Below are 11,971 nucleotides of genomic sequence, written 5' to 3'. Positions count from 1 at the left end.
TTTTCTGTTCGTCATCGTCGATCCGATGGCGCCAGCCATTCCAGACGGCATCCCGATGCGCTAATGAGGGCGTCATCACGCAGCATGCCAGAGCGAGGGAATGAATGGGAACCGTGCCGTCCGACATCGAGATTGCCCGTGCCGCCGTCAAGAAGCCGATCTTTCAGATCGGGGAAGCGCTTGGCATTCCAGCAGAGGATCTTGTTCCCTACGGTCACGACAAGGCAAAGCTTTCCGCACGCTTCATTGCCGCGCAGGCTGGCAGACCGGATGGCAAGCTGATCCTGGTGACCGCCATCAACCCGACGCCGGCAGGCGAAGGCAAGACGACCACCACCGTCGGGCTTGGCGATGGTCTGAACCGCATCGGCAAGCGCGCCATCATCTGCGTGCGCGAACCGTCGCTCGGCCCCTGTTTCGGCGTGAAGGGCGGGGCGGCCGGCGGCGGATATGCGCAGGTCGTGCCGATGGAGGACATCAATCTGCATTTCACCGGCGATTTCCATGCCATTACCTCGGCGCATAATCTGCTCGCCGCCATGCTGGACAACCATATCTACTGGGGCAATGCGCTGGATCTCGATCTGCGCCGCATCACCTGGAAGCGGGTGATGGACATGAACGACCGGGCGCTGCGCCAGATCGTCGGCCCGCTCGGCGGCGTCTCCAACGGCTTTCCGCGCGAAAGCGGCTTCGACATCACGGTTGCGTCCGAAATCATGGCGATCCTCTGCCTGTCGACGGACCTGCAGGATCTGGAACAGCGGCTCGGGGCCATCATCGTCGGCTATCGCCGCGACCGCACCCCGGTCTTTGCCCGCGACCTGAAGGCCGATGGGGCCATGGCCGTCCTCCTGAAGGATGCCATGCAGCCGAACCTCGTGCAGACGCTGGAAAACAACCCGGCCTTCGTGCATGGCGGCCCGTTTGCCAACATCGCCCATGGCTGCAATTCCGTGGTGGCAACGCAGACGGCGCTGAAACTTGCCGATTACGTCGTGACGGAAGCCGGCTTCGGTGCCGATCTCGGCGCCGAAAAATTCTTCGACATCAAGTGCCGCAAGGCAGGGCTTTCCCCGGCGGCTGCCGTCATCGTTGCAACCGTTCGCGCCCTGAAAATGAACGGCGGCGTGGCAAAGGCGGATCTTGGCGCTGAAAATGTCGATGCGCTGAAGCGCGGCTGCGTCAACCTTGGCCGCCATATCGAAAATCTTCAGAAGTTCGGCGTGCCTGTCGTGGTTGCCATCAACCATTTCTCCTCCGACACGCCGCAAGAGGTCGAAGCGTTGAAGGCCTATGTGGCCGAACTGGGCGTGGAAGCCATTCTCTGCCGTCACTGGGCCGAAGGCTCGGCCGGCATCGAGGATCTCGCCCGCCGCGTGGCCGAGATTGCCGATGGAGGCACGGCCGATTTCAAGCCGCTTTATCCCGATCACCTGCCGCTGATGGAGAAGATCGAGACGGTGGCGCGCGAAATCTATCGGGCCGGAGACGTGACCGCGGATGCTGCCGTGCGCGAACAGCTGCGCCGTTTCGAAGAGGAAGGCTACGGCCACCTGCCGGTCTGCATTGCCAAGACGCAATATTCCTTCTCCACCACCCCGGACCTGCTCGGTGCACCGAGCGGCCATGTGGTGCCGGTGCGCGAAGTGCGCCTCTCGGCCGGCGCCGGCTTCGTGGTGGCCATTACCGGCGAAATCCGCACCATGCCGGGCCTTCCGCGCTCACCGTCTGCCGAACGGATTGCGCTGAACGATGCGGGGTATATCGAGGGGCTGTTCTGAGGCCGCCGCGTTACCGGCAGTACCGATAGCCGCCCTTGCGCTCCAGCACGTCGAGATGCAGGTGGTCCTGGTGGGTGGCGTCGCTGCCGGGGGAGAGTACGGTGGTGAAATAGAGGCAGGCGCCGGCGGTGGCCGTGCGCTGGAAGGCGCCGGTGAGGGTTGAGTCCTCTTCCTTCGGCGTCATTGCGATGGTGTCGCCATTGTCCAGCTTGAAGCCGCCGATGTCGATGGCATTGCCGCGGGCATGCTCGGAGATTTTCCCGGTTTCGGCGTGGTTGCGCAGCCGGCAGGCATAGCTCGAGGCATTATCGATGCCGATGATGCGGCGCTCCGGCAGGGCAAGTTTTAGGCTCGGCTCTACGGTGCCCTTCATCCAGCGTGCCAGCGACAAGGCCGCCTCGCAGCGCATCGGGGACTGGTCGGCAAGCGGAATGCCCGGCAGAACCTGTGAAAGCGCGATCGGCTTTTCGATGCCGCATCCGTTCTCGTCATCCTTCACCTCCGGCAGGGTTTTGAACTCGGCGCCAAGGGAGGTGAGTTCGCTGAGGCAGGCTTGCAACGCCTCCGGATCTTCCTTGACGATCGGCGGCGGGGCAGGGGATGCGTCCTTGGTGGGCTCGGTCGCGTCCTTGTCCGTTGCCGGGTCGCTCTTGGTGTCCGGCTGCTGTCCCCCGTCCGGCTTGTCCTCCGCGGCAGCCGCCTTGCCGTTCGATGGGGCGGTGCCGGTCGGGGCAGCTTTCCCGGGCTCGGAGGTGCTGGCGCCATCGGGGCTCCTCTCACCGCCTTCGCCGGATTTACGTGCCAAGCCGGCATCGTCAGGTTTTTCGGTCGGTACGGGAATGCCCGGAATTGCGACGTTTTTTGCCGGAGTGCCGGCTTTGGTCGTCGCGGCGTCCTGTGCTGCCTCGGCGGCGGCCGCACCGGTAGCCGGCGGGGCGGCGTTTCCGGCCGGGTCCGGGACTGCCGTCACCGCCTCATCGGGCGCTTGCGGCTTTTGCGGCGGACGGGGGCCGTTTTCCGGCAGGCTCATGCCCATCAGCAGCAGGCTTGCCGCTGCCAGAAAAAGCGATGTCCTGCCCGTGGTGTTCCTGCCCGCCGTTTTGCGACCCATGATCCCGCTCCTCTTGTCCGTTGCGGCAGGCACAACGCACGAGCGGGGATTTGGTCTCATCGCCCGCCAACGAAGCGTCGGGCGACGAGGGATGATGGGCAGTCGCAGGACCAGCCGATGCGGGGCCATCGACCTTTCGCCCGCACATCCTTCCTCAGCCTGGCCTGCGTTCAGGCGGCGCGGACATGGGCTCCCGTCGAACCCGCCCGCCTGTGATCGCGGATGAACTGGCCGACGAGGCTCACCATCTCGCCCACTTCCTCGGTGAGCGAATGGGTGGCGGCATTCATTTCCTCCACCATGGCGGCGTTCTTCTGGGTGATCTGGTCCATCTGGTTGACGGAGGTGTTGATGGCCTGCAGCACGTCGGCCTGTTCGCCGGCGCCAAGCGCAATGGTGTCGATGTCGGCGGCAATGGCTTCAATATCGCTTTCGATCTCGGTCAAGGCCTCGCCGGTGCGGCTGACGAGGTCGACGCCGCCGGCCACGGCCGTGGCGGACCGACCGATCAGCGTGTTGATCTCCTGCGCGGCGCTGGCGGAGCGCTGGGCAAGCGCGCGCACCTCCTGCGCCACCACGGCAAAACCCTTTCCAGCCTCGCCGGCGCGTGCGGCCTCCACGCCGGCATTCAGCGCCAGCAGGTTGGTCTGGAAGGCGATTTCGTCGATGACGCCGGTGATCGAGGCAATCTGGTTCGAGGCATCCTCGATGCGGCTCATGGCGGTGATGGCTTCGCGCACGATGGACGAAGAGCGCTCGACATTGCTGCGGGCATGGTTGCTCTTGATCTTGGTGTGGCGGGTCAGGCTGCTGGAGGATGCTACCTTCGAGGTGATCTGGTCGAGCGCTGCAGCGGTTTCCTCCAGCGCTGCCGCCTGCTGTTCGGTGCGTCGCGCCAGATTGTCGGCAGAGCCGTCAAGGCTTTCGGAATTGGCGCGGATTTCGTCGGCCTTGCCCAGAACCTGCTTCATGGTGTCCTGGAAGACGGCAAGCGAGCGGTTGAAGTTTTCGCGCAGCACCTCGAACTCTGCATGGAAAGGCTCGTCGAGCGTCTCGTGGATGTTGAACTTCGACAGCCGGTCGAGCCCCGCGCCAAGATCGTCGATCACTGTCTTCAGCGTGGCAGCCCGTTCCTGTTCGGCGGCAAGCTGGCGGTAGCGTTCGCTGGCGGCCTGGTCGGCATGGCGAACCGCTTCCTGCTCCAGCGCCAGCTTGTCGAGCGCGGCCGTCTTGAAATGGCCGACGGCCTTGGCCATTTCGCCCACCTCGTCCTGACGGCCAAGATGCGGAACGGCCGTATGGTAATCGCCGGCGGCAAGATTGGTCATGAAGCGACCCATGTCGCGCATCGGGTTGACCGCGAGGCGGCGGAACAGGACGAGGCCGGCGATCAGCGATGCCGCCGCAAACACGCACGCGCCGTAGGCCAGAAGACGGAATGTGACATCCTCCTGTTTCGCCTGTGCTTCCACGCGCGCCATATAGGTGTCCGACAGGCCGACCAGCGTCACGACAGCGGCGCGCTGCTCCAGAAACAGGCGCCGAAGCGGCGCGAGGTTGGTGTCGCGTCCATCCGTCATGGCAAGCTTGAATTGCGGCACGATCCGCTTGAACAGCATATCCCAGAAGGCTTCGGTTGCCGGCTTCAGCTTGGTGTCGATCTGGGCGCGGATCTCCGGCGGCAGGTCTTTCCTCGCCCAGAAAGCCAGTCGTGTCTCGCTGTCCTGGCGCAGTTTTTCCAGCACGGCGATATTGGCGAGCGTCTCTTCCGGATGCTGCGCGGTCTCGTTTGCCGTCAGATAGGCTTCCACCAGAAACATCGGCGGCGGCAGGATGTCGGCCACCAGATCCTTGGCGTCAACTATCAAGCCATATTGCGGCCCGTCGATTTTCAGTTGCTGCAAGGAGTAAAGCAATGTCCCGACGGCAAGTCCGACGCTTGCAAGAAGCGTAACGCCGAACAGCGCAAGAAACCGAGAGATTGTTATTTTCATGCCCAGGCCCCGATACTGTGTCAGAGGTGCCGCTGCGGTATGGCGCGGCCATTAGTCATGCGGTAACTAAAACATAGATTTATTATTTAAGGACTAACTGATGTTTTGGCCTTGATCGCTGCTGCACGGCAGCTGAAGAGCGCTTTCCCCCCATGGTCTATCGGCCCACTCGTGTCGCCAAACAGGGGGCTTGCGGGAACCGTCGTCACGCGGTATCACCATTGCCATGAAAACGTCGATGATCATGGCTATCTGGTGGTGGGCTCGCTGAAACGCGGCCTTGACCAGTCATGTTCTAAGACAAGACAAAGCCGCCCGAACCTCGAGGCGGCTTTTTTGTCTTAAGAGCGCCTTCCAGGTCCGGATCAAAGGATAATGGAGAGCAGCTGCATGGTAACGATTATCGAAGACGATGGCTCTGAGGTCTACGAGACCCGCGGTGGCATCACGGTGAGCCGCAAGCGCCGGCCGGCGCCCTATGCGGACGCCATTTCCAGCTATGTGGACAAGCTCGACGAGCGCCGCGGCGCGGTGTTTTCCTCCAATTATGAATATCCGGGTCGCTATACGCGCTGGGATACGGCGATTGTCGATCCGCCGCTCGGCCTCTCCTCGTTTGGCCGCAAGGTCTGGATCGAGGCCTATAACGGGCGCGGCGAAGTGCTGCTCGATTTCATTGCCGAACGGCTGGCGATCGAAAGTGAACTGACGCTGGGTGAGCGCAGTGCGCGCAGGCTGGATCTGACCGTCAACACACCGGCGCGCGCCTTTACCGAGGAAGAGCGCTCGAAAATGCCGACCGTATTCACGGTCCTGCGGGCGGTGGTCGACCTGTTTTATTCGGATGCGGATTCCGCCATCGGCCTGTTCGGCGCCTTCGGCTACGATCTTGCCTTCCAGTTCGACGCAATCGACCTCACGCTGCACCGGCCGGACGACCAGCGCGACATGGTGCTGTTCCTGCCCGACGAGATCCTGGTCGTGGACCATCATGCCGCCAAGGCCTGGATCGACCGCTATGATTTTTCGCGGGGTGACGTGACGACCCTCGGAAAGGACCAGGAGATCACGCCCGATCCCTTCCGCACCACCGATAAAATTCCGCCGAAGGGCGACCATCGGCCAGGCGAATATGCCGAACTGGTGGTGAAGGCCAAGGAAAGCTTTCGCCGCGGCGATCTGTTCGAGGTGGTACCCGGCCAGAAGTTCATGGAACGCTGCGATTCAAAACCCTCGCAGATTTCCAACCGCCTGAAGGCGATCAATCCGTCGCCCTTTTCCTTCTTCATCAATCTCGGCCATCAGGAATATCTGGTCGGGGCATCGCCGGAAATGTTCGTGCGCGTGTCTGGCCGGCGCATCGAGACCTGCCCGATTTCCGGCACCATCCGGCGCGGCGAGGATGCCATCTCCGACTCGGAGCAGATCCTGAAGCTCTTGAATTCCAAGAAGGACGAGAGCGAGCTTACCATGTGCTCGGACGTCGACCGTAACGACAAGAGCCGAGTGTGCGAGCCGGGCTCGGTCAAGGTCATCGGCCGGCGCCAGATCGAGATGTATTCGCGCCTCATCCATACGGTGGACCATATCGAGGGCCGGCTTCGCCCCGACATGGATGCGTTTGACGGTTTCCTCAGCCATGCCTGGGCCGTGACGGTCACCGGCGCGCCAAAACTCTGGGCCATGCGCTTCATCGAGAAACACGAAAAGAGCCCGCGCGCCTGGTATGGCGGGGCAATCGGCATGGTGGGTTTCGATGGCAACATGAATACCGGGCTCACGCTGCGCACCATCCGCATCAAGGACGGCATTGCCGAGGTGCGTGCTGGCGCAACGCTTCTGAACGACAGCGATCCGCAGGAAGAAGAAGCCGAAACCGAACTGAAGGCATCCGCAATGATTTCCGCCATCCGCGACGCCCGTGCCGGCAATACGGCCAAGGTCGGGCGTGATGTCCAGAAGGTCGGGCAGGGGGTGAAAATCCTGCTGGTCGATCACGAGGACAGCTTTGTCCACACACTTGCCAACTATTTCCGCCAGACGGGGGCGGAGGTGTCGACCGTACGCTCGCCGGTGGCAGCCGAAATCTACGATCGCGTCAATCCGGACCTGGTGGTTCTGTCGCCCGGACCGGGAAGCCCGAAGGATTTTGACTGCAAGGCCACCATCAAGGCCGCACGGGCGAAAAACCTGCCGATCTTCGGCGTGTGCCTCGGCCTGCAGGCACTGGCCGAAGCCTATGGCGGCGAACTGCGCCAGCTTGCTGTGCCGATGCACGGAAAGCCGTCGCGTATTCGCGTGCTGGAAGCGGGCACGGTGTTTGAAGGCCTTGGCCGCGAAGTCACGGTTGGCCGCTATCACTCGATCTTTGCCGACCCGAAAACCCTGCCGCAGGATTTCATCATCACCGCCGAAAGCGAGGATGGCACGATCATGGGCATCGAACACGCGAAAGAACCCGTGGCGGCCGTGCAGTTCCACCCGGAATCGATCATGACGCTCGGCGGTGACGCCGGCATGCGGATGATCGAGAACGTCGTGGAAAAGCTTGCCAAGCGGTTGAAGGAAAAGGCGGCCTGAGAAGGCGAAGCGGCGGGCGCGCAACAGGCGTTTCCGCCGCAGTCTGGCGCCATGGCATCGCAACCGTTGCGGCGTCAGATCAGGGGTCGAACACCAGGACGGGCTTTGACCGGCGCCCCGGCCTATGGAAATGCGCAAGGGCTTGCCGCCAGTCCGCGACAGGAAACCGCGCGACCGGCGGAAGGTGCGCCGCGCGCAGCAAGGGCCAGATCGCGGCAAACCAGTCCTGCCAGAGCCCTGGCGTGACACCGGCAAGGTGATCGCGAATATGGAAGCGCTGCGGCATGGGCCCGCCGCTGGCAAATACCGGTAATTCCCCCGAGAGCAGGCCGTAGGAGACGACTGTCGCGTCCGGGCGCAGGCTTGCTAGGATCCGCGTGGCAAGACCTCCTCCGACGGCATCGAAGACGAGATCGCTGGTTTTTGCAAAGGCTGTGATGGTCTCGCGGTCGTCTGCCTGAACGAGGGTCATGCCGGATGCCTGCAGAGCCTTGAGCGGTTGCGGAGACCGATGGATGCCGATGACGGACCGGGCGCCGGCAGCAAGGCACCATTGCGCAAGCAGCCCGGCGCAGGTCGAACTGGCCGCGGTCAGCAGCACGGTGCGGCCGGCAGGGCTGAAGCTGCGTAGCATCAGGAAGGCGGCAAGCGGGTTGATATAGGCGCGCAAGGCAAGGTCATCGTCGATGTCTTCAGGGACCGGAATGGCAAAGGCCGGATCGCAGTCCACATGGCTTTGCCAGGTGCCGGCGCCGCGCAAGGGCAGGACACGCTGTCCGACCCTGTAAGGTCCGTGCGGCGGCGCCTCCACCACGGTGCCGACCCCTTCATATCCCGCAATCATCGGCGGCTGGACGCGATGGCGATAAGCGCCGGTTATCGGGATCAGGTCGGAGGGGTTGATGGGCGCGGCGGACATGCGCACGCGGATGTGCCCGGGATGGCGCTCCGCAAGGCTGCGCTCTTCCAGAGACAGCACGGCATCCGGCGCGCCAAACTGACGATACCAGAGCGAAAGGGACTGCGGCACACACTCCGTCAACTCGGCAGCCCGATCAGCTTTTCGAACGCTTCCCAGGTGTCGTCCATGGCGTAAACGCCGGTGAAGGGGATGTTCACGTGACCGTAGAGCGGCGTCAGCTGCCATTCGGCCGTCTCTTCATCGACGCCGGCCACCTGCTGCAGATACATTACAGAGGCAAGGCCGGTGCGGTCGGCGCCGCTCTTGCAGTGAACGAGGAGGGGGCCTTGCGCCTGCAGCAGCACGGCCACCAGGGCATAGCTCTCCTCGGGCGTCAGCCGCTTGTTGGCCGACATCGCAAAATCGACATGGGTCGCACCGTGAGCCCTGGCTACGGCCAGTTCATCCTCGTACCAGCGGGCGCCGGGCTTTGCGCCGCGCAGGTTGATGATGGTCTTGATATGATATCGGTCGATTTCGGCAGCGAGCATGTCTGGCGAAAGCTGCGCCGAGCGATAGTAGCGTCCTGGCAGGACCTCGTGGAAATTGCCGGTCCATTGCAGGACGGCAAGGTAACCGAAGAGCGCTGAGCCAAGCCCGAGCAGGGCAAGCCCCGACCGCGTCAATATCCGTTTCATGCTCATGAAATGCCCTCGAACGGGCGCCCGTCGTGCCCGGATTTGAAAAAGCAGAATGCCGCCGCAATGGCAAATTTAAGGCTTGCCGCCGCGCCCGGGAGCCTGTCGAAACCAAACGTGCGTGAGCGGTTCTGGCTCGGACTGCGTAAAAGCGAATAGAGCGGGAAATTCGGGTCATTCCGTTTTCCCCGTAAATTCTCTAACACGCGGTCAACGACAAATGCATGAAAAACGTCCTTTGACATTTCGTGCAATCTTCGTCATAGACGCCACGAAATCGAAACCGCCGGGCGCTACAGTGCGCTCCGGCGGTTTCGCCGTTTCAGGGCACTTGCAACTCATTCGCAGACGCATGGAAAGACGATGACCGACACGAAAAACGCACTGGTTCAGCGCCTGGCGCTGTGGGGTATCCCGCTCGCCATCGGCGTCATGGGCCTGAAGATGCTGGCTTGGTGGGTGACCGGGTCCGTGGCGCTTCTGTCGGACGGGCTTGAAAGTTCGGTCAATGTGACGGCGGCCTTCATCGCCTATTTCGTCATCCGCTATGCGCAGCGTCCGGCCGATGACGACCACCAGTTCGGCCACCACAAGGCAGAATATATTTCGGCGGTCATCGAGGGCGTGCTGATCGTTGTCGCCGCGCTTTTGATCGTCAAGGAAGCCTGGGGCGGACTTATGGAGCCGCGCCTGCCGGATGCGCCCGTGCTCGGCCTTGCCATCAATGCACTCGCCGGCGCCATCAACGCGGCCTGGGCAACGCTTCTCATCCGCATCGGCACCAGCCATCGCTCGCCGGCGCTGAAGGCGGATGGCCACCATATCATGTCGGATGTCGTCACCTCCGTCGGCGTGCTGATTGGCCTGGTGCTGGCCATCATCACGGGTTACGCCATCCTCGATCCGCTGCTTGCCATCATTGTCGGCATCAACATTCTCTATCAGGGCGGCAAGGTCATTTCCCATTCGGTGGGCGGGCTGATGGACCGGGCGGTCGAGCCGGAAGAGGAAGCGGCGATCAAGGCAGCGATTACGGCCCATTCGGCCGGCGTGCTTGACGTGCACGACCTGCGCACCCGCCGGGCCGGCGCCGTCGCCTTCATCGATTTCCATCTGGTGGTGCCGGCTTCGATGACGGTCATTGCGGCGCATGCCATCTGCGACCGCTTGGAAGATGCGATCAAAGAGGCTATTCCCGGCGCCTCTCTCGCCATTCACGTGGAGCCCGAAGGCGAGCGGGCACATGGTATGAAGGTTCAGGTAGAAGGTCACGAACAATGAGCATGACGGATGTCAGCGGGCTGTCGCAGCTCGGCCAGAAGGTGGATGCCCCGCAAAGCCCGGAACAGGCCGTTCTGGAAAAAGTGCCCAACAGCAATGCCGGCACCGATTATGTCGTGCGCTTCACTGCGCCGGAATTCACCTCGCTCTGCCCGATGACCGGCCAGCCGGACTTTGCGCATATCGTGATCGACTACATTCCGAACGGCTTTCTGGTCGAATCGAAATCGCTAAAACTGTTCCTGCAGTCTTTCCGCAACCATGGTGCCTTTCACGAGGATTGCTCGGTCTATATCGCCCGGCGCATCGTGGAGCTTCTCGATCCGAAATGGCTGCGCATCGGCGCCTACTGGTATCCGCGCGGCGGCATCCCGATCGATGTGTTCTGGCAGACCGGCGAGCTTCCGAAGGGTGTCTGGCTCCCCGACCAAGGCGTCCCCACCTACCGCGGACGTGGGTGAGCTGCGACGGCAAAGCCGGCAAATCGCTCCAGTGGAGCGATTTGAGCAGCGAACGCCCTGAGCCAAAGCGAAGGGCCGGCGCAAAAGCCAGCTGCAGCGGTGTGAACGGCTCTCAGGCGCCGCCCCTCAATCATTTACGCGAAATCGCTGTCGTCGCTTGTGTCGAAATCGCTGTCGTCACCGCCCCAGCTGGCGTCGGCCTGCTGGATGTTATCGTCGGCTGACGTGTCCGGCACGTCGCTCGCATCGATCGTCTCGTTCGGCGCATCGCCATAATAATTGTTGATCACCGTTTCTTCGATCGGCGCGCCGCCAAACCCTTCGGCGGCCGGATTGCCGAGGCCTAGGCCCGACATGTGGTTGCTGAAAATGCCGCTCAGCGAATTGGCAAGCAACATGCCGCCGGCAACGCCTGCTGCCGTTCCGAGTGCGCCGGTGAGGAAGCCGCCGCCGCCCATCGACGGGCCGCGCGCTGCAGACCAGGGACCGGACGGCTGGGGTGGGTAGGCCGGTTGCTGTGCATAGCCCTGCGGCGCCATCGGAGCCTGCTGTTGTCCATAGCCTGCAGATTGCGGGCTGCCCCAGGGGCCGGCAGCCGGAGCTGGGGATTGCACGGGGGCTTGCGCTGGTCTGGCGCTTGGTGCCGGGGTGCGCCCGGAGCCGAAGATCGAATCCAGAAAGCCGCCGCGGGCCTGGGGCTGTTCCTGCACTGCTGCCGCTTCAAGCTCCCGAATGCGCGCCTCAAGCTCGTTGATACGGGCGGATGCCGCTTCCAGCCCCTTTTCCTGCACGATGACGGCCTGCGCCAGATAATAGGGCGCCGACGGCGTCAGGCGTAGCGCATCGGCAATCAGGCGCTCGGCTTCGGGATCGCGCGGCGTGCTGCTGGCCGTGCGGATACGGTCGAACAAGGCGCTCAGCAGTTGGCGTTCTTCCGGTGACATGGTCATCTCCTCGACAGGCGCGCCCGGCATCTCGATGCGGCAGCGGCGGCGCCGGTGGTTGCGTTGTTTTCGACAGGCATCGTGCCTGCCGATGCCTTCGCGGGCAAGCCCTGCCCATGAGGAGAAAATGGGGCCGGATTCGGGCTTTTTCATCAGCGGCGATTGTTAAATCGCCGTAAGCTTCGGGAGCGTCGAGCGCCCCCGAAGCCCCTGCCGC

10 protein-coding genes are annotated in these 11,971 nt (G+C 63.0%); 4 read left to right on the top strand and 6 right to left on the bottom strand.

Annotated features, from left to right (window positions below):
- Positions 1-104 precede the first annotated feature (104 nt).
- A complete protein-coding gene (locus ACEXP3_RS05735) occupies positions 105-1,784 on the top strand; it encodes a formate--tetrahydrofolate ligase (RefSeq protein WP_377296394.1) in 1,680 nt (559 codons plus the stop codon).
- Between the two features lie 10 nt (positions 1,785-1,794).
- Here the strand turns inward: ACEXP3_RS05735 and ACEXP3_RS05730 are convergent, their stop codons facing one another.
- Complete coding sequence (locus ACEXP3_RS05730; RefSeq protein WP_377296393.1) at positions 1,795-2,895, bottom strand: extensin-like domain-containing protein; 1,101 nt, start codon at positions 2,893-2,895, stop codon at positions 1,795-1,797.
- Between the two features lie 170 nt (positions 2,896-3,065).
- Positions 3,066-4,889, bottom strand: a complete 1,824-nt coding sequence (locus ACEXP3_RS05725) for a methyl-accepting chemotaxis protein (protein WP_377296392.1) — start codon at positions 4,887-4,889, stop codon at positions 3,066-3,068.
- A 390-nt stretch (positions 4,890-5,279) separates the two neighbouring features.
- Between ACEXP3_RS05725 and ACEXP3_RS05720 the strand changes: the two genes are divergently transcribed.
- Complete coding sequence (locus ACEXP3_RS05720) at positions 5,280-7,469, top strand: anthranilate synthase (RefSeq protein WP_377296391.1); 2,190 nt, start codon at positions 5,280-5,282, stop codon at positions 7,467-7,469.
- Between the two features lie 79 nt (positions 7,470-7,548).
- Here the strand turns inward: ACEXP3_RS05720 and ACEXP3_RS05715 are convergent, their stop codons facing one another.
- Genes ACEXP3_RS05715 through ACEXP3_RS05705 form a run of 3 tightly spaced genes read right to left on the bottom strand, consistent with a single transcriptional unit; the run spans position 7,549 to position 9,313 of the window.
- Entirely contained in the window at positions 7,549-8,499 is a 951-nt protein-coding gene (locus tag ACEXP3_RS05715) for a zinc-dependent alcohol dehydrogenase family protein (RefSeq protein ID WP_377296390.1), read from the bottom strand.
- An 8-nt stretch (positions 8,500-8,507) separates the two neighbouring features.
- Entirely contained in the window at positions 8,508-9,074 is a 567-nt protein-coding gene (locus ACEXP3_RS05710) for a dual specificity protein phosphatase family protein (RefSeq protein WP_377296389.1), read from the bottom strand.
- Positions 9,071-9,313, bottom strand: a complete 243-nt coding sequence (locus ACEXP3_RS05705) for a hypothetical protein (RefSeq protein ID WP_377296388.1) — start codon at positions 9,311-9,313, stop codon at positions 9,071-9,073. Before ACEXP3_RS05705 ends, ACEXP3_RS05710 begins: the two co-directional genes overlap by 4 nt.
- A gap of 118 nt (positions 9,314-9,431) precedes the next feature.
- Here ACEXP3_RS05705 and ACEXP3_RS05700 point away from each other — a divergent pair, with 118 nt between their 5' ends.
- Together ACEXP3_RS05700 and queF are read left to right on the top strand one after the other, a co-directional pair.
- Positions 9,432-10,349, top strand: coding sequence for a cation diffusion facilitator family transporter (locus tag ACEXP3_RS05700; RefSeq protein WP_377296387.1), 918 nt, complete (start codon positions 9,432-9,434; stop codon positions 10,347-10,349).
- Entirely contained in the window at positions 10,346-10,810 is a 465-nt protein-coding gene (gene queF, locus ACEXP3_RS05695; protein WP_210104393.1) for a preQ(1) synthase, read from the top strand. The genes ACEXP3_RS05700 and queF overlap by 4 nt, the downstream gene beginning before the upstream one ends.
- Positions 10,811-10,944: 134 nt before the next feature.
- Here queF and ACEXP3_RS05690 read toward each other — a convergent pair whose 3' ends face one another.
- Positions 10,945-11,754: a DUF2076 domain-containing protein gene (locus ACEXP3_RS05690; RefSeq protein ID WP_377296600.1), complete on the bottom strand. Its 810-nt coding sequence runs from the start codon at positions 11,752-11,754 to the stop codon at positions 10,945-10,947.
- Between the last annotated feature and the right edge of the window lie 217 nt (positions 11,755-11,971).

Origin of the sequence: Neorhizobium fuzhouense (assembly GCF_042611105.1) — a bacterium.
Classification (GTDB): Bacteria; Pseudomonadota; Alphaproteobacteria; order Rhizobiales; family Rhizobiaceae; genus Neorhizobium; species Neorhizobium galegae_A.
The sequence above is the reverse complement of the archived record's forward strand: the minus strand, read 5'-3'. Positions and strand labels throughout refer to the sequence as shown.